This is a genomic window from Streptomyces bullii (assembly GCF_042657145.1).
GTDB classification, from domain to species: domain Bacteria; phylum Actinomycetota; class Actinomycetes; order Streptomycetales; family Streptomycetaceae; genus Streptomyces; species Streptomyces bullii.
On record NZ_JBHSNY010000020.1, the window covers coordinates 39,788 to 59,079 of the forward strand.

General features: G+C 69.1%; 17 protein-coding genes and 4 pseudogenes. 9 read left to right on the forward strand and 12 right to left on the reverse strand.

Features of this window, described 5'->3' with window-relative positions:
* Nucleotides 1-11 precede the first annotated feature (11 nt).
* Complete coding sequence (locus tag ACFPZJ_RS37680; protein ID WP_381031301.1) at nt 12-137, reverse strand: hypothetical protein; 126 nt, start codon at nt 135-137, stop codon at nt 12-14.
* 217 nt (nt 138-354) lie between these two features.
* Nucleotides 355-590: pseudogene (locus tag ACFPZJ_RS37685) on the reverse strand (transposase); the annotation flags it as partial.
* Nucleotides 591-1,031: 441 nt separating this feature from the next.
* Here ACFPZJ_RS37685 and ACFPZJ_RS37690 point away from each other — a divergent pair.
* On the forward strand, nt 1,032-1,871 hold the full coding sequence (locus tag ACFPZJ_RS37690; RefSeq protein WP_381031303.1) for a COG4705 family protein: 840 nt from the start codon (nt 1,032-1,034) through the stop codon (nt 1,869-1,871).
* On the opposite strand, the gene ACFPZJ_RS37695 is transcribed toward ACFPZJ_RS37690, so the two are convergent.
* From ACFPZJ_RS37695 to ACFPZJ_RS37715, 5 genes are read right to left on the reverse strand one after another with little or no spacing between them, the layout of a single operon-like run.
* Nucleotides 1,852-3,219 (reverse strand): sensor histidine kinase, encoded by a 1,368-nt coding sequence (locus tag ACFPZJ_RS37695; protein WP_381031305.1) that lies wholly within the window; start codon nt 3,217-3,219, stop codon nt 1,852-1,854. The two genes, ACFPZJ_RS37690 and ACFPZJ_RS37695, sit on opposite strands and share 20 nt — an antisense overlap.
* Nucleotides 3,216-3,878 (reverse strand): response regulator transcription factor, encoded by a 663-nt coding sequence (locus ACFPZJ_RS37700; RefSeq protein WP_381031307.1) that lies wholly within the window; start codon nt 3,876-3,878, stop codon nt 3,216-3,218. Before ACFPZJ_RS37700 ends, ACFPZJ_RS37695 begins: the two co-directional genes overlap by 4 nt.
* Nucleotides 3,832-4,560 carry a phosphatase PAP2 family protein gene (locus tag ACFPZJ_RS37705; RefSeq protein ID WP_381031309.1) on the reverse strand — a complete coding sequence of 243 codons (729 nt, stop codon included), beginning with the start codon at nt 4,558-4,560 and terminating at the stop codon, nt 3,832-3,834. The genes ACFPZJ_RS37700 and ACFPZJ_RS37705 overlap by 47 nt, the downstream gene beginning before the upstream one ends.
* Complete coding sequence (locus tag ACFPZJ_RS37710; protein ID WP_381031311.1) at nt 4,557-5,162, reverse strand: phosphatase PAP2 family protein; 606 nt, start codon at nt 5,160-5,162, stop codon at nt 4,557-4,559. Before ACFPZJ_RS37710 ends, ACFPZJ_RS37705 begins: the two co-directional genes overlap by 4 nt.
* On the reverse strand, nt 5,159-5,818 hold the full coding sequence (locus ACFPZJ_RS37715; RefSeq protein WP_381031337.1) for a DedA family protein: 660 nt from the start codon (nt 5,816-5,818) through the stop codon (nt 5,159-5,161). The genes ACFPZJ_RS37710 and ACFPZJ_RS37715 overlap by 4 nt, the downstream gene beginning before the upstream one ends.
* A gap of 133 nt (nt 5,819-5,951) precedes the next feature.
* On the opposite strand from ACFPZJ_RS37715, the gene ACFPZJ_RS37720 reads away from it, so the two are divergent.
* Both ACFPZJ_RS37720 and ACFPZJ_RS37725 read left to right on the forward strand, forming a co-directional pair.
* A complete protein-coding gene (locus tag ACFPZJ_RS37720) occupies nt 5,952-6,326 on the forward strand; it encodes a BlaI/MecI/CopY family transcriptional regulator (RefSeq protein WP_381031313.1) in 375 nt (124 codons plus the stop codon).
* Nucleotides 6,323-7,255, forward strand: coding sequence for a M48 family metalloprotease (locus ACFPZJ_RS37725; protein ID WP_381031315.1), 933 nt, complete (start codon nt 6,323-6,325; stop codon nt 7,253-7,255). Before ACFPZJ_RS37720 ends, ACFPZJ_RS37725 begins: the two co-directional genes overlap by 4 nt.
* A gap of 78 nt (nt 7,256-7,333) precedes the next feature.
* Here the strand turns inward: ACFPZJ_RS37725 and ACFPZJ_RS37730 are convergent.
* Nucleotides 7,334-7,605 (reverse strand): annotated as a pseudogene (locus ACFPZJ_RS37730) (IS256 family transposase); the annotation flags it as partial.
* A 925-nt stretch (nt 7,606-8,530) separates the two neighbouring features.
* Between ACFPZJ_RS37730 and ACFPZJ_RS37735 the strand changes: the two are divergent.
* Nucleotides 8,531-9,367: a DUF2182 domain-containing protein gene (locus ACFPZJ_RS37735; protein ID WP_381031339.1), complete on the forward strand. Its 837-nt coding sequence runs from the start codon at nt 8,531-8,533 to the stop codon at nt 9,365-9,367.
* Nucleotides 9,368-9,518: 151 nt separating this feature from the next.
* On the opposite strand, the gene ACFPZJ_RS37740 is transcribed toward ACFPZJ_RS37735, so the two are convergent.
* Both ACFPZJ_RS37740 and ACFPZJ_RS37745 read right to left on the reverse strand, forming a co-directional pair.
* The gene (locus ACFPZJ_RS37740) at nt 9,519-10,142 is read right to left on the reverse strand and encodes a DUF1326 domain-containing protein (protein ID WP_381031317.1); all 624 of its coding nucleotides are present in this window, start codon (nt 10,140-10,142) and stop codon (nt 9,519-9,521) included.
* A 327-nt stretch (nt 10,143-10,469) separates the two neighbouring features.
* Nucleotides 10,470-11,129, reverse strand: coding sequence for a DUF1326 domain-containing protein (locus tag ACFPZJ_RS37745; protein WP_381031319.1), 660 nt, complete (start codon nt 11,127-11,129; stop codon nt 10,470-10,472).
* Between the two features lie 391 nt (nt 11,130-11,520).
* Here ACFPZJ_RS37745 and ACFPZJ_RS37750 point away from each other — a divergent pair.
* Nucleotides 11,521-11,858, forward strand: a pseudogene (locus ACFPZJ_RS37750) (IS110 family transposase); the annotation flags it as partial.
* Between the two features lie 484 nt (nt 11,859-12,342).
* Here the strand turns inward: ACFPZJ_RS37750 and ACFPZJ_RS37755 are convergent.
* Nucleotides 12,343-13,020 (reverse strand): ArsR/SmtB family transcription factor, encoded by a 678-nt coding sequence (locus ACFPZJ_RS37755; RefSeq protein WP_381031321.1) that lies wholly within the window; start codon nt 13,018-13,020, stop codon nt 12,343-12,345.
* 47 nt (nt 13,021-13,067) lie between these two features.
* Between ACFPZJ_RS37755 and ACFPZJ_RS37760 the strand changes: the two genes are divergently transcribed.
* The 4 genes from ACFPZJ_RS37760 to ACFPZJ_RS37780 all read left to right on the forward strand — a co-directional run bounded on the left by ACFPZJ_RS37760 (nt 13,068) and on the right by ACFPZJ_RS37780 (nt 18,785).
* Nucleotides 13,068-14,489, forward strand: coding sequence for an MBL fold metallo-hydrolase (locus ACFPZJ_RS37760; RefSeq protein ID WP_381031323.1), 1,422 nt, complete (start codon nt 13,068-13,070; stop codon nt 14,487-14,489).
* 622 nt (nt 14,490-15,111) lie between these two features.
* Nucleotides 15,112-16,770, forward strand: a complete 1,659-nt coding sequence (locus tag ACFPZJ_RS37770; protein WP_381031325.1) for a hypothetical protein — start codon at nt 15,112-15,114, stop codon at nt 16,768-16,770.
* A 24-nt stretch (nt 16,771-16,794) separates the two neighbouring features.
* On the forward strand, nt 16,795-17,841 hold the full coding sequence (locus ACFPZJ_RS37775) for a DUF3466 family protein (protein ID WP_381031327.1): 1,047 nt from the start codon (nt 16,795-16,797) through the stop codon (nt 17,839-17,841).
* A gap of 74 nt (nt 17,842-17,915) precedes the next feature.
* Nucleotides 17,916-18,785, forward strand: a complete 870-nt coding sequence (locus ACFPZJ_RS37780) for a nuclease (RefSeq protein ID WP_381031329.1) — start codon at nt 17,916-17,918, stop codon at nt 18,783-18,785.
* A 390-nt stretch (nt 18,786-19,175) separates the two neighbouring features.
* Here ACFPZJ_RS37780 and ACFPZJ_RS37785 read toward each other — a convergent pair.
* A pseudogene (locus tag ACFPZJ_RS37785) lies at nt 19,176-19,292 on the reverse strand (IS5/IS1182 family transposase); the annotation flags it as partial.

Below are 19,292 nucleotides of genomic sequence, written 5' to 3' on the forward strand. Positions count from 1 at the left end.
CTCGTTCGTCGTCAGGCCCGGTCGATGCCGAGTCCGGCGTGTGCGGTGCGCTGGTCGTGGGTGAGGCCGCGGCGGGTCTTGAAGTTGGAGATCCACACGCCGAGCTTGTGCTGGTGCTCCGGCCGTCGACGACGCATTCGACGTGTGCCCTCGGCACTGCCTTCTGGCCGCCCTCGCGCTGGATCCACTGTGCGAGGGCCGCCAGACCGCGCTGGAAGGCTGAGGTCTTCCCACCGTCCTCGGCGTGGGGTCCAGGGTGGGCCGCTCGGCGGCATCAAGCGGAGCTTGCGCCGTCGCCTATGTGCCGCCGCTCTTCCCGCTCGGGCTCGTCACAGCCGTCCTGGCCGTTCCGTCCCCTTCCAGGAAAGCCGTGAAGACACCGGCGTCCTTCATACCCGGAAACGGCCGTAGACCGTCGGCCACGGGCCGAACTCGCCGGGCATCTCCCGCCACTGGCTGCTCGTGCGGAACCGTTAGATCACCCCCTCGAACTGCTCCCGCAGCCGCTCGGGATACGGGCCGTACTCGCCAATCGGCAGGAACGGCTCGATCAACTCCCACTGCTCCTCGGTAAGTTGCCTGCGCGTCACACCCGTCTTCCTGCCGGATCCACCCCTTGCCACGGATCGGAATCGGCAAGATTGATCACGACATCACACAGGCCCTAGTAGCCCCGACGGTGTACCAAGCCCCCAGGGACGGCACGGCGCCCGCCGGGTCGGTCGGGAAGGCGGCGTAGATCATCAGCCCGGCGCAGCCGATCCCCAGCACCGCCCGTGCGGCGGCGCCGATCGACAGCCCGACCAGCCCGGCGAAGGGCCGCCGACCCCGCCGCGGAGCTGACGCACGCCGTGGGTGGCCGCGTGGCGCCCTAGTGCAACGCGTAGTCGCTGAGCGTTTGCGCGACGGGGGTCCACCTGCTCGGAGTACCGCTCGCCGGATGAAGCTCCGATGAAGGGGCCCTGCGACCCGCCCGGTGCCCACAAGGCCAGTCAGGATGCGTTCAGGCAGCCGATGGCACGGTCGGCCTCATGACCTACGAGACATCCGAGACCTCGGAGATTCCCATGGGCACCACCACCTCGGCCCCCGCGCGTCACCGTCTGCGCTGGAACAAGGTTCCCGAAGTCACCGTGTACTTCTGGGTGATCAAGGTGCTGTGCACGACGGTCGGTGAGACCGCGGCCGACCTGCTCAACTCGAAGCTGGGGCTGGGGCTGACCGGTGTGTCGCTGCTGATGAGCGTGCTGCTGGCGGTCGTGCTGGTTTGCCAGTTCCGTACGGCCGCCTACCGCGCCGGCGTGTATTGGCTGGCCGTGGCCCTGATCAGCGTCGTCGGCACCCTGATCAGCGACAACCTCACCGACAACCTCGGTGTGCCGCTGGAGTTGAGTACGACGGTGTTCGCGATCGTCCTCGCGGTCGTGTTCGCTATCTGGTACCGCCGGGAACGGACCCTGTCCATTCACAGTATCGACACCTTGAGCCGTGAGTCCTTCTACTGGCTCGCGGTGCTGTTCACCTTCGCTCTCGGTACCGCGGCCGGTGACCTGGTCGCCGAGCGCATGGCCCTCGGCTACTGGGTGTCCGCGCTTCTGTTCGCCCTCGCGATAGCCGCGGTCGGCGTGGTGCACTTCGCGCTGGGCTTCGACGCCGTGTGGAGCTTCTGGATCGCATACGTCCTCACCCGGCCGCTGGGCGCCTCGGTGGGCGACTACCTGTCCCAGTCGACCGCGGACGGCGGCCTCGGCCTGGGCACAGTGGTCACCAGTGTGCTGTTCCTGTCGGTCATCCTCGGGCTCGTGGTGTTCCTGACGATGACGCGGAAGGATGTCGCCGAGCACGACAGGATCATCCAGCAGGCAGGCTGACCACGAACCGCGCTCCGCCGGCGCGCTGTTCGTCGTAGCTGACCTCCCCGCCGGCGGAGCGGGCCAGGCGTCGCGCGAGTGACAGTCCCAGGCCCGCTCCGCCGTGCCCGTCGCCGGGCTCGGCACGCCGGCCAGGCTGGAAAAGCTGCCCGGCGAACGAACGCGGTACACCGGGGCCGTCGTCGTCGACATCGATGCGGATGCCGTCCGGCCGCCGGCTCGCCACGAGGGTGACGTGTGAACGCGCGTACCGCAAAGCGTTGTCGAGGAGGGGACTGATGATGCGTTCGAGGAGCGCGGGCAGGACGCCGGCTTCCATACCCGGGTGCGGGACGTCGACGACAACCTGCACGTGTCCGGGGATCTCAAGACGTTCGGTGAGGAGGCGCAGCACCGGCAGGACGTCGGCGGTGCCGGGCGCGGTGGACGCGCTGTCGCGAGCGTCGTCCATCAGCGTGTCGCAGATCGTGCGCATGGACTGGGCGGCGTCGGCGATGGCGGCGTGGGTGGCCCGGGTCTCGGCTTCTGAGCGGGGGCGGGCCTGCCACCAGTCGAGTTCGGCGATGATTCTGCTGAGCGGGGTGCGCAGTTCGTGGGACAGCTCTCTGGTGAGCTGCTGCTCGTGGCGCAGCACCGCGCGGATGCGGTCCAGGAGTGCATCCAAGGATGTACCGAGGCGGGCGAGTTCGGCGGGCTGTTCGGCGGTGCCGAAGCGCTCGGTGGAGGCGACGGCGCTCCACTGGGTGGCCTGGTCGGTCATGGTGCGGACGGGGCGCAGGGCGCGGCCGACCGCCAGCCGTGTCAGTACGTAGGTGCAGGCCAGCACGACGGCGTCGAGGGTGAGGGACGCGAGGAGCAGGGTGTCGGCCGAACTGCGATAGGGGGACAGATCGAGGGCGGTGACGACGGCTGCGGTGCCGTCTATGGCCTGGGAACACAGCCGAACGGGGCCGGCAGAGCGTGCAAGGGTGGTGCAGTGCTGCCCGCCGTGCGCGGCGAGCCGGGCGGCGGCGCGGGTGAGGAGACCGGTGACCGGGGCGGAGGGCGGCCGTTCGAGCAGGCGCGGGCCCGCGTAGATCCACACGTTCGTGTCGAGGAGTTCGTCGTTCGACGTCTCCAGGACACGTACTCCCGCTCGCCCGGTGTCGACCGTGGTGGCGACAGCGGCGGCCCGGGTGCGCAGTTCGTCGTCCGCCTGACGCTGGAGATGCTGGCGGACCACGGTGTTGAACACGACGGTGAGGATCACCATCAGGAAAGCGGCGGTGGTGAGGGCCACCAGGGACAGTCGGCCGCGCAGCGTGCGGGGCGCCGGACGCCGCACCAGGCGGGAGAGGTTTGCGGTCATGACAGGCGGTGGCCGATTCCGCGGGCCGTGGTGAGGGTCAACACGCTGCCGCTGTCGCGTAGTTTGCGGCGCAGCCGCGTCAGGTACTGGTCGAGTGTGTTGTCGCTGACGTGTGCACCTTCGGGCCAGCCCGCTCTGACCAGCTCGCGCCGGCGCACGATGTCTCCGGACGCGGCCATGAGTGCGGCCAGCAGGCGGAACTCCGTGGGCGTCAGATCCACCCGGGCGCCGCGCACGGTGAGACGGTGGCGGACGGCGTCCAGGACCAGGTCCCCTGTCGCGGCTGTCGGAGGAGGGCCGGCGCGTCTCAGGGCGGCCCGCAGCCGGGCGGCGAGTTCGGCCAGGTGGAAGGGTTTGGGCAGGTAGTCGTCGCCTCCGGCGGAGAATCCGCTGAGCCGGTCGGTGAGCCGGTGATGAGCGGTCAGGAAAACGACGGGGGACAGGAAGCCGTTCGCTCTCATCGCCTGGCAGACGTCCCGGCCGTCCGCGTCGGGCAGGCCGACGTCGAGTACGGCCGCGGTGATGTCGGTGGTGGCCAGGCGCAGGGCGGTCGCGCCGTCCGGCGCGGGCACGGTGTCGAAGTCCTCGTCGCGCAGTCCGCGCAGCAGGACGTCACGCAGGGCGTGATCGTCCTCGACGACCAGGATGTGGGGGCGCATGATCCTCTTCCTCCTTCGTTGTGTCTCCCGTATCGGCGATGAGCTGCTCGGGCGCCCCCCTGGCTGCGGCAGCGAGACACAGTCCCAGCCAGCCGACGCCGAACAGCCAGCCGCCGAGGACGTCGGTGAACCAGTGCACCCCGAGGTAGACGCGGGTCAGTCCGACCAGTGCGCCCCAGCAGCATGCGGCGAGAGCGAGCAGGGTTCTGCCGCTCGGGCCGCGTACGAGCACCGCGACGACGAGCAGCCCGGCGGTGAGGGTGGCCGTGGTGGCGTGGCCGGAGGGGAATGACCATCCCGAGGCGTGCGTCGCCCACTCCGACCGAGGCGGGCGAGGCCGCGCAACTACCTGCATCACCCCGTACCGGGCCGCCTGCCCGGTCCCGAGGCAGGCGACGCAGAACGCGACGCCGAACAGACGGCCGCGTATGGTGCGTCCGGCGACGAGACCTGCCAGCACGGCCAGCAGGTACGGGACCACGCCCGTGCCGGTGGCCGTGAGCCCCCGGGCCAGGGCCACCGCGACGACCGGGCGGTGCGTGAGAGGCCAGGAGTGGACGTTCTCGTCCGTGAACAGCATGGTGCCGTCGCCGCCGATCACGACCACGGCCAGGACACCGAACGCGGCCAAGGCGCCCAACCCGGTGCAGCCGGCCAGGTCGGCGCTGTCCCTGCGGTTCACGGCGCCACCAGCAGCGGACGCAGCCGCGTCGCCGTCAGCCGTCGCGCCAGCGCGTCGGGGCGGCGGCGCACCGCCGGCATCAGCAGCAGCGCGACGAGAGCGCCGACCGCGAGGCCGGCCACGACATCGTGGGGATAGTGGGCGCCGACCCAGACCCGAGAGGCGGCCATCACGCAGGCGGCTACCACGGCAGCCGTACCGAGCCGGCGGGAGACGAAGAGGAGCGCGACGGCGGCCGCGGCGGCGATGGCCGCGTGGTTGCTGGGGAACGACCAGTCACCCGGAGCCGGACACGCCTCCAACGTCACCACCCGCAGGCTCTGGCACGGCCGGTCCTCTCGCACGACCAGTTTCAGCGCGTCGTTCATCGCGTAGGCCACCACGACGGTCACCGGCGCGGCCAGTGCGATCAGAGCCGCACGGGCGTCGACGTGCCGCGCCCGCCACCAGCCCACGACCATGAGCACGGCGAACACCGCGAGTCCGTACGTCGACCAGGCCGACACGAGGCTGTCCAGCCAGGCGGGGGAGCGGCGGGCGAGGCTCACCACGTCCGAGTAGGCGGAGCCGTCGACCACGGCCCCGTCGAAGGCGAGCATCATCCGTGTGCCTCCTTCGTCTTCGCCCGGCGGGAGCGGTACACCTCGGCGGCGAGGGGGACCAGCGACAGGGCGACGATCACCGCGACCATCGGGAGCAGGTAGCGGTCCACGTTCGGGACGGATGAACCGAGGGCGTAGCCGGCGAGGATCAGGCCCAGGCTCCACAGGAGGCCGCCGGCCGCCTGCCACACGGTGAACGTGCGTATGGGCACCCGCAGGGCGCCCGCCAGGGGATTGAGAACCGTACGCACCACCGGTACGAACCGGGCCAGCACGATGGCGTTCGCGTGCCCGTACCGCTCCAGCAACTCCTCCGCCCGCCGGGCCCCTTCGTGCAGGCGGGCCGAGCGGCTCCGGGCGAGGAGTGCTCCGCCCGCCCTCCGCCCGATCAGGTAGCCGCACTGCGAGCCGGCCAGCGCACCCGCGGCGGCGACGAGCAGCAGCGGCACCAGGGACAGCCGCAGGCCACCGGGGGCTGTCCCGGTGCACAGCAGACCGGCCGTGAACAACAGGGAGTCACCGGGCAGGAAGAAGCCGATCAAAAGCCCTGTCTCGGCGAACAGCACCACGCCAACCCCCAGCACGCCGAAGGCGGACAGCAGCGACTGGGCGCTGAGGATGTTCACCGCCAACCGCGATGCCGCGGGTGCGGCCATGGTCACGAGCTCCGTCATACGCGAGCCCTCTCATACTGGACGGACGGGAGCACGCGGACGCGGCACCCGGTCGACTACAATCCTGTAGACGGTCTACTGCACTGTAGACGAGGACGGGGTGAGGATCGTTCCCATGACCGACCACGCGAAGGACGAACGCCGACCGGCGGGCGAGCTCGAGGCCAGCGTCATGGCCGCGTTGTGGGCCGCCGACGGCCCGCGCACATCGGGGCAGGTACAGGCCGACCTCGCCGTGGACCTGGCCCGCACCACCGTCACGACGATCCTGACCCGCCTGCACGACAAGGGCGTGGTCGGCCGCGAGCGGCAAGGGCGCGGGTATGCATACTTCCCCGTCGAGGACGCCCCCGGCCTCACCGCCCGCCGCATGCACACCGAACTCGCCCGGGACACCGACCGCGAGACGGTCCTGGCCCGCTTCGTCGCCCGGCTCAGCACCGACGACGAGCGGATCCTGCGCGAGCTTCTGGAATCGGGTGAGCAATGACCGCTCTGCTGTTGATCCCCCCGCTGCTCCTGCCCTTCGCCGTGCGACCGCTCGCCGGGCGCGTGCTCGACCGCCTCAACCCCGTCGTCGCGCTGTGGACGCTGACCCTGGCCGCGCTCGTGCTGGCCGGCGCCTCCGTGTCCGCGCTCGGCGCACTCGTCCTGACCGGCCTGCTCAAACTCCCCCTGTTCGCCGCGCTCGGCGAACTCGTCCACCCCCTGCCCACGCCGCCGACCACCCTCGTCCTGCCCGCGGCCGCCGCGGCCACCGGCGTCCTCACGGTCAGCGCCTGGACACTGCTGAGCTCGGCCCTGCGCCAGGTCCGCACCTTCCGCACCGCCTGGCGGCAGGCAGACCGCAGCTCCACCGCCGGCGACCTGTGCGTCATCGACTCACCCCATCCGGACGCGTACGCCTTGCCGGGCCGCCCGCACCGCATCGTCGTCACCACGGGGATGCTCCGCAGCCTCGCCCCGGCCGAACGTCAGGTCCTCTTCGCTCACGAGCGCGCCCACAACGCGGGCGGCCACTACCGCTTCCTGCTCGCCGCCGAGCTCGCCGCCCACTGCCATCCCAGCCTGCGCCGCGTCCGTGACACGGTCCAACTCGCCGCGGAACGGGCGGCCGACGAAGCCGCTGCCACCGCCGTGGGCGACCGGCACCTGACCGCGCGGGCCATAGCCCGAGCCGCACTCGCCGCCCACGCCTCACCCTCCACCCGCCCGGACTTCGCCTCTGCCGCCACCACCGGCCCCGTCCCCCAGCGGGTCGCGGCCCTCCTCGCGCCCCCCGCATGCCGCCCCCGTACGGCTTCCTGGATTGCTTTGCTTCTCGCCGCCTGCACGGCCGCATCGGCCTGCGCCGCGGCAACCGGCGTGATCACCTTCCACCACGAGGTGGAGATCGCTCAAGGTGAGGCGCGACGCTGACCGGCGTTGCCTTCAGAGCTTCGGGTGCATGACGGCAACATGTCCACTAGAAGCTCAAAGCCACGGAAACAGCGCCTGCACGTCCCTCAGCACGCTCTTGGAGCGTGTGCGATGCGGAACTTGCCACCGTCCTTGCCCGCCGGATCGTGCTTCCCACAGCCGAGATGATCGGTGGCCTCGCCCTCGATGGCGGACTCCAACAGCCGCTTGGCCAGCTGCTGCAGCCCGCCCTCGCCGGTCAACTGCAGGCCCTCGGCCCGGGGCCGGTTCACGAGCTTGTCGATCAGCTGGTCGTCCACGGCCTTCGCCGACGCAGCCGCTGCCGACTCGACCACCTCGTGCTCGGACAGTCTGTGAGGACGACTGGGGCTCCGACACCTGTGTCTGGTGGGCCGGTGAGAACGGTGTCACCAGCCGCTGACGGCGGTGCCCAGTCCTCTGGCTTGGAGGGTCGGAGCAGGCTGATGACCATCAGCGGCCTGGCCGCAGGGCCTCTGGTGCTGGGGGTGGCCCCGATGGCGTCGCCAGACCAAAGAGCCCATTCCATCCGCGGAAGGACGCACGTCGGCAGAGACGACTACAACTGCGCCAGCGACGCCGTCTGCAGCGCCGTCCGCGGTTCCGGGTGAGGCGACCAGCTCCTGCCTGCCGCCAAGGCGGGCAGCACACCATGCAGGGCGGATGAGCTGGGCCAGGGCTCGGGAGCGACAGAGCGGCCGGCGCACCGACCGGTGGGCGGCCTGCCCTGCGGGCGGTTCTCGTACCCCGCCGGCCGCGAGATGGACGGTGAGTCCCCGTGATTACCTGGACCCGCGTCCGTTTTCCTTGCCTGCCCGACTGTCGAGCCGCCGCTGTCCAGCCGTGGTGAGCGCCACACCTGAACTGAAGCAGTGGGCAGAGGGCTGAGCGGACGAGGGCTGGTGCCCGGGAAGATTCAATGTCCATGGTCGCTAGCACGGGCGCATTGAGGTGTTCGGCTGCGGCGCACGCGCCGGGCGCCGCTGAGTGGTGACCGGCTGGGCGCTCGGCGCGGCGAGTCTAAAACCGTTGGAACGGCGCAAGCGGCTCACCGCCGCGAGCAGGTCCTTGGTCCTGGCCTTGGCCATCGCACTCGACCTCGCCGATGATCTCTTGGCCCGTCATTACTGCACGGTACCGCCGTCCCCTGGCCGTGCTGCACCCCGGCAGGGGCCCGTCAGCCTCGCGCGAGTTCGGGCGAGTCGCGCCGTGCGTCGAGGAGTGGTCTGCTGGATGTATCCGCAGGAGGGCACGCCGATGCGTTTCACCCGGACCACCGTACCCGCCCCCGCGCGGTCGCCCGCGCCGACCGGAGCCGGTGGTGGGCTGCTGCCGAAGCGGGATCTCGCGGCCGCCTGGCTCCTGGTCGTTCTGATCGCGGTGCCTGCGTGGGCGCTCACGGTTGGGCAGGCCCGGGGCATGGGCGTTGGTCCCGGCACGATGGGGATGGCGCTGCCGCTGTTCCTGCTGCTGTGGGTGACGATGATGGCGGCCATGATGCTGCCGTCCATGGCGCCGGTGGCGCTTACGTGGGTGCGGGGGATCGGCCGGCAATCCTCGGGCTGGAGGCGGGCCGCGCGCACCGTCGAGTTCGTCGCCGGGTATCTGATGGTGTGGACTGTCTTCGGGGCGCTGGCCTACGTGGCCCTGGCCCTCACCGGCGACTTGGTCGCCGGCCGCCCGACCGCCGGGCGCTGGATCGGCTTCACCGCGTTCCTCCTCGCCGGCCTGTACCAGCTCGGCCCGCTGAAGTACGTGTGCCTGCGGCACTGCCGTGACCCCATGAGCCACCTGATGCACTACGCGGGTTTCCGGCCACCGGCGCGCGACCTGAGGGTGGGCGTCCACCACGGTGCCTACTGCGTCGGGTGCTGCGCCGGGCTGATGGTCGTCCTGATCCCGCTGGGCGTGATGAACGTGGCGGCGATGGCCGGACTGGCCGTGGTGATCTTCGTGGAGAAACTGTGGTCGCGGGGGCCGCTGCTCGCGAGGGTCGTGGGCGTTGCGTTCCTCGTCCTGGCCGTGCTCGCGCCGTTCCAGGACTGGCTGCTGCCGGGGCTTCGGGACTCGATGCCGTCCATGGACGGCATGTGACTCATCTGGTCATCGTCCGCCACGTCGCCGGTCGGCAGCTGAAGAAGCCCGCGCTCGACACACAGAACGGATAGTTGAACAGCACACGGCACTATCGCGACACGACACCATCGCGCCTTCTTGATCTGGTGCGGTTCTGCTCGGGCACTGCTCAGGCGCGTCCCTTGCTGACTCCCTCGGTCTCCTCGCTGCTGAAGACGTAGTCGGCCGTCTCGCCGTACGACGCCTCGTAACTCAGGCCGAACGCATCGGAACGTCCTGAGGCCGTGCCGACCTCGAATTCGGGCGCGAACCCGAACATGGCGTTCTTGATCTTCGTCGAACTGCCGTCGGGGCCGGTGAGCGGCGCATACGACAGCTCGGTCCTGCCCTCGACCGTCAAGCCGGGCCTCTCCCCGTCGGTGAGGGAGACCTTCGCCCGCTCCATTCCCAGGTATTCGCCGTAGAACTGCGAGAGTTGGCCGAACGCTCCGCCCTCGCGGCCGGACAGGATTCGCTCCAGCGCGTTCGCCTGTTCGTCACTCGCCGCGCTGTCCACAACGAGCCCGACCTTCCAGTTGCCCGATGTCAGGTTGGACGGAAAGTGGTTGTAGAAGGCGAAGTCCACACCGGACAGGTCCACCTCGTCCAGATTTCCGTCCGCGACGTGGAAGACGGCGGTGCCCAGGCATTCGGTCCCGCCTTTGGCGTCCCGGGGCTGGCCGTCGTATGGGCAGCTGCACAGCACGGCGCACGAGCAGCCGGCGACGTACGTGCCGGATATCGTCCACGACATGGCTGCTCCCTTCTCAGAGGGTGGGCGTTGATAACGCCTCCACCCTCACGCTAAACCTGTAAAAACTGCATGTAAACGTTGCTTTCCGATAAAATCGGACAGTTAAGGGCGGCGTCGGTGAGATCCGTACGTCGTCTTGATCGACCGTGTCACCGCCGAGATCGCCGCAGGAGACGCTGCGTGGGTGGCCTCTTATCCGACTCGGCGCCGGCCACTCCAGCCAGTCGAGCTTCTATCCGCGAGGGCTGCGCCGACGGTCCCCTGTGCTCAGGGCCTTCACACGAGATTCCCGCATCGGGCGTGCCAGGAACGCAGTTCTCTGCGTGGTCAGGTCGGGCCGGTCCAGTCGAAGGGGAAGTGTTTGCTGGATTTGCCCGAACGGTCCCAGATGAAGCCGAAGGCGTCGGCCCGATCCGTGGTGGCGCGGCCCCAGGTGGCGACCTGGCCGGGTCCCACCTCGGCGCCGGGGGCGTTGTGCACCTGGACCCGTGCGCCTTCCGGAGTGGTCGGGCCGGTCAGCGCTTCGGCGGTAGCCGTCACCTTTCCGGGGATTTCCGCGCGCCAGGCTGCCAGGTTCTCGTCGACCTCGATGCGGATGGGCGCGAAGTCCATGCCCCTGATCTCGGGGCCGAATATCTCGCCGAACTCTGCGGGCCATCCGCCCGCCTCACCGCCGAAGATCGTCTGGAGGGCAGTGCGCTGCTGTTCGTCGGCGCGCTCGTCGAAGTAGACCGCGGCGTAGGCGTCCGTGTGCTCGCGGGTCCAGGCGTTGCCCACGAAGGAGCCGAGCATCAGTACGTTGAGGCCGTCGAGCCGCACGTCGCCGAAATTGCCGTCCCTTATGTGCCACGCGAGCACACCCTCGCAGTCGCCGTAGGTGGGAGCCTGCGCGAACGTACAGGGGCACGGGACGGCGCACTTGCACACATCGAACCAGTCGCCTGCCAGATGCCAAGGTGGGGGACCGGTGGTGGGTTGCTCTGTCATCTCGCTTCCTCCGCCGGTTAGCCGGATGTCACTCCCTCTGTTCCAGCTTGCACCTCACCCGTCCTGCGGGCGAGGTGGTGCCATGCATGTGTGACTGGTGGGGCGGGTGAGGCAGTCGGCCAGCTCGGCGACGCCCGCCCCGGCCGGCCGCCGCTGCCGTGTGACGCCGCTGGCCGAACACCTTCTGTGCGGCGCGGGGCGGCAACGCGGCACCTCACCGCGAGTCCCATCGGAACATCCATGGCGCCGGCCCCGGCTCCCGGTCATCTTCAATCGCGGTCTGCAAGAGGGCCGCTGGCCTCCGGGCCCGGCATGACTGTTGCCCTGTCGCCCCCCACCGAGCTTGGCATCGCACTCAGACACGCGGGGGCGCAGTGATCGACATCCACGGGTGGGCGTCTTCTTCGGCCTGGACGTCGGTGAGGGCACGGATCACGGCTACGGGCTGATTTCGGCCGGCAAGAGGGTGTTCGACAAGCCGCTGCCAACAGCGAGCCGAAACCGCGCGCGGTGTTCGACAGGCTCCGGAACAAGTTCGGCACCGTCCTGGTGATCGTGGACCAGCCCGCCTCCATCGGCGCCCTGCCACTGACCGTCGCACGCAACACAGGCTGCCTGATCGCCTACCTGCCCGGCCTGGCAATGCGCCGGATCGCCGATCTCTACCCCGGCGAGGCCAAGCCAAGGACGCGGCAGTCGTTGCTCGACACCGGCGCCTCTATGCCTTATGTTCGCCCCCCGGGGTGCGGATGCAGCTGCGCGCGGCGGAGAAGGGGCGGCGCTCGCCGCTCTGCAGTCCTCCCCGTGGTCAGCTGCGAGAGGAGGGCGCCGGTCCATACCCGGGCGTCCCAGCGATCCCTTCGGGTATAGCGAGCAGCTGAACGCCATCCACGTGAAGACCCGTGGGGCAGCCGCCACCGGCCCATCTACCGCCCTGGCCGTCACTGCCAAAGGCCGCGCATTCCTCGGGCTGTGGATCGGAACAGCGGCGAAGCGCCAGGCATTGGCGACGCATACTCACGAGCCCTGCCAGGCGTTGCGGACCCCGACCACCCGCTGCCGTCACCCGCGAACCGCAGGATGCGAAGCGCTCAGGGGTGAGATATGGGCCTATCGCGTCGGCGATGCGTGGGTCGACCGGTGATGGCGTTGCAACCGAGCTAGACCGTACACGGCCGGCCCCGGGTGCAGCAGGAAGTCGCCGCCCGGGGGGTCACGTAAGGTCCGCGGCATCGACGGGCAGCGCCGACAGGCGCCACTCCAGCATGCCGTCGTTGAGCCGGACGGCCCGGCGTCCGCGGTCGGTCAGCAGCCGTACGGCGTCGTAGGCCAGCACGCAGTACTCGCCGCGGCAGTACACGACGATCTCGGTGTCCTCGGGAAGCTCGTTGATCCGGTTGGCGAGCTCCTCGACCGGGATGGAGATCGCGCCGGGGATGTGCCCGGCCCGGTACTCCTCCACCGGCCTCACGTCGAGCACGACGACGTCTCCGGCTTCCACCCGGGCCTGCAGTTCCTCGCGGGTGAGCTCCGCTCCGCCGTCTTCCCCGAGGTAGGCGTCGCGGGCGGGCGGGACCGTTGCCTGGTGCTTCTCGGCGACCTTGCGCAGGAGGGCGAACAGCTGGGCGACGTCGTCGCTGGCGAGCCGGTAATGGATGCGCACGCCCTCGCGGCGGGTGGCGACGAAGCCGGCCTGCTTGAGGGTCTGCAGGTGCGCCGAGGCGGTGGTCAGGTTCAGCCCGGCCGCCTTCGCCAGCGCGTCGACAGTGCGCTCACCCTGTGCCAGCAGATCCAGCAGCTCCAGGCGCTTTCCGCTGGCCAGCGCCTTGCCGCTGGCCGCGAACGCGTCGTACAGCCGCGCCTTCGTCCCGCTCTTCGAATTCGCCGACAACGCACCCTCCAGCAATCCATGGATTATTGTAGATGAGTCTAAGGGACGTGACCGCACACCCCGCTGTCGAGAATTTGGAGAACGCCGTGGGCTTCGCGGACGACCACCTCATTGCGCTCGTCGACGAAGGGCTGGGCAACAGCGCCTACCTGCTCGACCTCGGCGACGGCCGCGCCCTGGCCATGGACGCCAGCCGTGACCTGCGTGCCCTGCACTCGGCAGCCGAGCGGCGCGGCCTGCGCGTCACGTTCGCCGCGGACACGCACCTGCACGCCGACTTTCTCTCCGGCGCCGTCCAGCTCGGCCACGACACCGGCGCGACCGTGCTCGCCTCCGCGGCCGGCCGCCGCGCGTTCCCTCACCGGGGTCTGGTGGATGGCGACGAGGTCGATCTGGGCGGCCTGACCTTGCGGGCGCTGGCCACCCCCGGGCACACCGACGAGCACCTGTCCTTCCTGCTACTGGACGGCAGCCGGGAGCTGGGTGTGTTCACCGGTGGGTCGCTGATCGTGAACTCGGCCGCCCGTACCGATCTCCTCGGCGCCGACCGTACGGAGGAACTCGCCCGGGCCCAGTACCGGTCGCTGAAGGGGCTGGCCACGCTGCCGGACGAGACCACGGTATGGCCCACCCACGGTGCCGGGTCCTTCTGCTCCGCGCCGCCTGGCACCGAGCGCATCTCCACGATCGGCGCGCAGAAGCAGGCCAACCCGCTGCTCGCGGCACCTGACGAGGACGCCTTCGTCTCCCAGCTCATTGCGAGCCTGGGCACCTACCCTGCGTACTTCGACCGGCTGGCCGAAATCAACCGCCGCGGCCCCGCCGTTCTGACCGCGGACCCGCTGCTGCCCGCCTTGTCCGCGCAGCAGGTCCGCGCCCTGATAGCCCGGGGCGGGCTCGCCATCGACGTCCGCCCGGCCGCCGACTACGCCGCCGGTCACATCCCCGGCTCCCTGTCCATCCCGCTGCGCCGCCAGTTCGCCACCTGGCTCGGGTGGCTCGTGCCGGACACCGCCCCGCTGGCCTTCGTCACCGGCGAGGACCAGGACCCGAGCGAGATCGTCTGGCAGGCGTACAAGATCGGATATGAGCGGCTCGCCGGCCGCCTCGACGGCGGGATCCCCGCCTGGACAGCCGCTGGCCACCGCATGGCCACCACGGCCTTCGTCACCGCCGACCAGACGGATGACCGCCCTTATGTCGACGTGCGGCAGGAAGCGGAGGTCGCCGCCGGACACGTCCCCGGCGCCGTACACATCGAACTGGGTGGCCTGACCGCCGCTGCTGCCGCCGCCGCTCCGCAACGTCCGGTCATCGCCTGCGGACACGGCGAGCGTGCGATGACCGCCGCCAGCCTCCTGGAGCGCGCCGGTCACACCGATGTCGCAGTCCTCAACGGCGGACCGGCCGACTACGCCGACGCTGAAGGACTGCGGCTCGTTCAGGGCACGCAAGACACCCGCTGGTGAACGCCACCCCCACGACTGCGACTTGCGCTGCAGCGGAGCGATCAGTCCCCGCGTGTAGGCCAGCGCTCACACAGTCGGTTCCGACCTGTTGAACCGGTGCACGAACCGCTTATGCAGAACGTCGAGTTCCCTCGCCCACAGCCGGACATCAGCAAGGTCCCCACCCGCAACCACTCCAACGACGGATCCGGCCAGCAGTCACGGCAAGCACCGTTGCAGTACCAGCCGCCCCGACGCCGGTGGTCTGTGCGTCGTTGCGGGCCACAGTGCCCTCCTGTCGCAGGCGCCTCGCCGATGGCGGCGCCGCCCCGATCCGTTGGACCGGTGCCCCATCTGGCATCTGGTTGGGGGGAAGCGTCCGCGGCTGTCCGCCCCCCGAGCAGGGCCTGCCACCCCGTGTGCTTGTGCGTGAGAGCGCCATTGCCGGATGAACCATGCCAGTTGCCCGAGCCGTTCGTGCCAGACAGGCGACTCGCCCGCCGGTCGTGTAGTCGGCGGTAACCGGAGAGTGCTGGATTGTGTTCGTGGCCACGTGTGCTTCTCCGCCGAGCGTCGACTACGCGGCCGTCTACCAGACGTGAATCCTGAATGCGCCAGAGCCCCAGAGAGCGTATGGCGCCTGGTGGCTGGTCTCGAATTCAACCTCTTTGTTGCGGAGTTAAACGTCAATACCTCAGAAGCTGCTCGCGAGCGCGATGTGATAGCCCAGTTGCGTGGTGCGGGAGTCAGGGATCTACTGGATCATAGCCCTGATACCGGCCGGGCCCCGGCAACTCGACATCGCCGGAAACACATTTGCTACACCCTCATCCACCGCAGGAAGACGATCGACTTTTGGGCAGTTTTCTATCGAGGAGACCTCATGCCCCGAGTTCCGCAAGTACGCCGGTTGCTGTTCAATGACGAAGAGATAGGCATGGGGTTCAACAGCGAGTCCGGCCTGGCCGTCGGCACTGCGCTGCACAACTTCACAGTCGATGAGAACCCTGTAGCCACCGGCCAGGAAGTGTCCGCATCGATCGTGATCGTGACCTCCCACGAACAGTTGATGGACTCGATGGGGATGTCGTTTGAGGGGCACGGGAGATACGGCCTGGTATCCGGTTCCGCCAAGGCCAAGTTCGCCGAGTCGTCCAATTTCAATTCCACGTCCACTTTCGTGGTGGCCAGGTGCGTGGTCCAGAACCCGCTGCGCCGCGGAAAGAGTTTCCAGGTTACCGCGCCGGCGCAGGCACTGCTCGACTCCCAGCGCTTCGAAGAGTTCAAGGCGGCCTTCGGAGACAGCTTCGTGCGCGGCCTGCAGACAGGCGGGGAGTTCTATGCCGTCATCCGCATCACGTCCGTCTCCACGGCGAAGCAGTCGGAACTTTCGGCGACCTTGCAGGCCGAGGCGAACGGACTGATCGCCTCCGGCGGTTTCTCAGCAGCGTTCGCCCAGGCGAACTCCAGCCAGAGCACCCGTTCCGAGATGACCGCATCGATGTACCAAAAGGCAGGAGCAGGAGTACAGATCTCCCCGACCGTGGAGATCGGGGAAGTGATCAATCGGTTCAAGAGCTTTCCACAGATCGCGAGCACGAGTGCGGCGGCCTATGAGGCGGAAGTGGCGACCTACGACACCTTGCCGCTCCCTGTGCCAACACCCCAGGAGCAGGAGTCCTTTCTCGTGGCGCTGGCGGATGCCCGCGAGAAGAAGATGCGCTATCTCCAGACAAGGAACGACCTCGAGTTCGCCCTGCGGAATCCCGAGTTTTTCGATCCGCTGCCCGCGACCGAGACCCTGCAGAGTGCGATCGACATGTACACCCGGCTGATCAACGCGGTGATGAGCCATGCCATACGGCTCTCACGCGGCCAGATCACTCCTCCCCAGCTGTTCGATCCGAGCACACTCACACCCGCCCTGAGCGAACCACCGCCGATACCCCTGCGGCGTCTCTCCACGACCGCGACCACCAATGACCGCCTCGTCCAGTTCCAGACCCTCACCTGTCTTGTCCCGGCGGACGAGGGGAGCGACGAGCCGTATCTGGTTTGGAACGGGGAACGAATCTGGTCGGCCAACGCAGCCACAGCCTCCAGCCGGCACGACGTCAACGTAGTGCGGCTCATGGCGACACCCACGGGCACGCTCGAGCTGTTCGACGAGGAAGTCTTCGGTGCGGACGATCCGCTCGGAAGAGCGACGATCAGCCGATCCGACGGTCCGGGAACCGTCGAGTTCCGTGCGGACGGCTCCGCATACACGCTGTCCTACCGCATCATGCCGTTCACTGTTTAACAGCGCTAGAAGAAGTGATACGCCATGACGACAGTCACCACGCTCGTCGCCGCTCCAGTGACAGGGGAGAGCGAAGCGATCGGCCTGAACAACGCTGGTGCCGTCGTGGGACAGGAAGACACCGTGTTCCCGTTCCTGTGGGTCCCGCAACAGCCCGGCGGCACCACGGGGGCGGCCACCCACCTGCCCCTCCTCTTCACCGGCGGCGCCCCGGGCAGTGGGCGGGCGACGGCGATCAACGCGGCCGGGGAGGTCTGCGGCGAGTCTGAGGGCCTCGATGCGAACGGCAACCTCGTCACGCGCGCCGTCCGGTGGTCAGGCGGGGCTGTGCAGGATCTGGGAACGCTCATACCCGATCCGTTCACCCCCGGGAACTTCCTTGGCGACAGCCGCGCCATCGACATCAACGACTCCGGCCAGATCGTGGGCGCGTCGGACACGGCGACCGGTTCGAAGCACGCCTTCCTCTTCGATCCAGCTCTCGGCACCATGCGCGACCTCGGCTCCCTGGTCGCGGGCCCGCCGGACGAGAGTCGTGCCACCAGCATCAACAACAACGGCGACATCGTCGGCGTGTCCGCAGCGCTCGACTCGAGCGGCCAGCCGGTCGAGCGGGCCTTCCTACTGACCGCTGGCTCACTCATCATGACCGACCTGGGGACCTTGGTACCGGACCCTGCCAACCCGGGCGGATTCCTGGGAACCAGCGGCGCCTTCGGGATCAACGACAACGCGACGATCATCGGGACCTCGGACACGACCGGAACGACGGCGAGCGGCGCCACGTTGACCGGTGCGACCCGTTTCGCAGCCACGACGGCACCCGTGTCCCTGCTGCCTGTGCACAGCGACGGGTTCGACGTCAGTCCCAACGACGAAGTTGTGGGCGGCTTCGACATGCCGACACGAGGGTTCTCGTTCCACAGTTCCATGGGCATGGTGGACCTCACCACCCTCGTTGGCGCGTCCGGTGTGCAGATCACCTTTGGAACCGGCGTCAACGCGTCCGGACAGATCACCGCACTGGCGGACGTCTCCGGCTCCAACGTCGGCGTCCTGATCACCCCCTGAACGCCGGCCCCGTGTCCCGGCCGGGGCCCTGCTTCAATCATCGTGACAGCAGCCTGCAACCGTGGAGAGCCATCATGCCGATGCTGTTGATCAAAGGCGCGTACAAGATCGTCGGAGCGAGCCCCGACGGAGACTCCGTGCGCTTCTACCCCGACGACCCCGATGAGTGGGACCTGCTGCGCGGTCGGCGTGTGCGGCGCAACAAAACTGGTGGTGCCCAGCTCCGGCTGGACGGCATTGACACGTTGGAGACGCACTACCGCCCACCCAGCGGCCCCGAACTGCACCAGCCGGCGCCGTTCGCCGGTAAGGCCGCCGACGAATTGTTGACCTGGCTGGGCTTCGAGACCGTGCGGCGCGACGCGAACGGCATTGTCACGGAATGCACGCCCGAGGTTCGTCCCGGCTACATCCTGACGCGCAGTGCCGACGTGAACGGGCGCTGCGTGGCTCTCGCCGGCCGTGGCGCCGACGCGCCAGGCAACAGCGGCACCTCTGTCCACGTCGATGTCACCGAACTGCGGCGAACGGCGAACCACCACCACGTAGCTGAGGGTCTCGCCTACCCGACCTTCTACCGCAAGCTCTACGCCGACCTGCGAGAAGAGCTGACCATGGCGGCACAGCAGGCGCGCGCGGCGGACAAAGGGCTCTGGCCCGAGGACGAGACCCGGAGTGGAGCGAAGATCAACGGACTGAGCTCGCTGACCGACTCCTCCGTCCTGATGCCCAAGCTGTTCCGTCGCTTGGCCGACTACATGCTCCTCAATAACGGCGACCCCTCTTTGCTCGGCTTCCCGCCCTATCTGGAGCAACGCGACGATCGGCTGCTGATCCTTTCCGGCAGCCAGTGGACGGGATTTGACACCGTCGTGGAGGTCACCAACGGCAACACCGTGCGGATGAACCGCGCCCCGGAAGACCTCGTCTTCGACGAGAAGTAACCTTCAGTGCTGGCGCACCCGGCATCGGGTGCGCCAGCCGATCTCGCGTCGGGCGTGGTGTGTGACCTCCTCGTCGTCCCGGACGAGCAGGCGGCTTACGGGCCGCTCACGCACAATCCCGTCGAACGGCGTCACCGCAGGGGTGCGGCAGGCCATGGCGGCGGCCGCTCGCCGTCCTGCAAGTGCGGATGCGGGCCACGGAGACCAGCATCACCTGGCCGCCTCCACCCCCGCAGCCGTCAGCCACGACCGCACCCGCAGGCCGAGCGGTCCTGATGCCCACCGGGGGCCGCCGGCCGCGCCGCGTTCCGCGGAGGAGAACGCGGCGGGTCAGGTTGCCGGCGCTGCGGGCCACCATGCTCTGCGCCCCGTACGCCCTAAGGGGTCCTTTCAGAATGCTGGGATCTTGCGGGCGAGGGTCATGCAGTGGGCGAGCTGGAGGAACGCGTCGTGCATGTCGTCTCGGGTTTCCCAGCGGGTCCGTAAGCGGCGAGGGCCGTGGAGCCA

Bases quoted from the DNA above. Each gene is read 5' to 3' on its own strand.
- ACFPZJ_RS37700 (WP_381031307.1), bottom strand. From the start codon at position 3,878: ATGCGCCCCCACATCCTGGTCGTCGAGGACGATCACGCCCTGCGTGAC.
- ACFPZJ_RS37710 (WP_381031311.1), bottom strand. From the start codon at position 5,162: ATGATGCTCGCCTTCGACGGGGCCGTGGTCGACGGCTCCGCCTACTCG.
- ACFPZJ_RS37715 (WP_381031337.1), bottom strand. From the start codon at position 5,818: ATGGCCGCACCCGCGGCATCGCGGTTGGCGGTGAACATCCTCAGCGCC.
- ACFPZJ_RS37775 (WP_381031327.1), top strand. From the start codon at position 16,795: ATGACGACAGTCACCACGCTCGTCGCCGCTCCAGTGACAGGGGAGAGC.
- ACFPZJ_RS37725 (WP_381031315.1), top strand. From the start codon at position 6,323: ATGACCGCTCTGCTGTTGATCCCCCCGCTGCTCCTGCCCTTCGCCGTG.
- ACFPZJ_RS37740 (WP_381031317.1), bottom strand. From the start codon at position 10,142: ATGTCGTGGACGATATCCGGCACGTACGTCGCCGGCTGCTCGTGCGCC.
- ACFPZJ_RS37680 (WP_381031301.1), bottom strand. From the start codon at position 137: ATGCGTCGTCGACGGCCGGAGCACCAGCACAAGCTCGGCGTGTGGATC.
- ACFPZJ_RS37720 (WP_381031313.1), top strand. From the start codon at position 5,952: ATGACCGACCACGCGAAGGACGAACGCCGACCGGCGGGCGAGCTCGAG.
- ACFPZJ_RS37745 (WP_381031319.1), bottom strand. From the start codon at position 11,129: ATGACAGAGCAACCCACCACCGGTCCCCCACCTTGGCATCTGGCAGGC.
- ACFPZJ_RS37690 (WP_381031303.1), top strand. From the start codon at position 1,032: ATGACCTACGAGACATCCGAGACCTCGGAGATTCCCATGGGCACCACC.
- ACFPZJ_RS37695 (WP_381031305.1), bottom strand. From the start codon at position 3,219: ATGACCGCAAACCTCTCCCGCCTGGTGCGGCGTCCGGCGCCCCGCACG.
- ACFPZJ_RS37735 (WP_381031339.1), top strand. From the start codon at position 8,531: ATGCGTTTCACCCGGACCACCGTACCCGCCCCCGCGCGGTCGCCCGCG.
- ACFPZJ_RS37780 (WP_381031329.1), top strand. From the start codon at position 17,916: ATGCCGATGCTGTTGATCAAAGGCGCGTACAAGATCGTCGGAGCGAGC.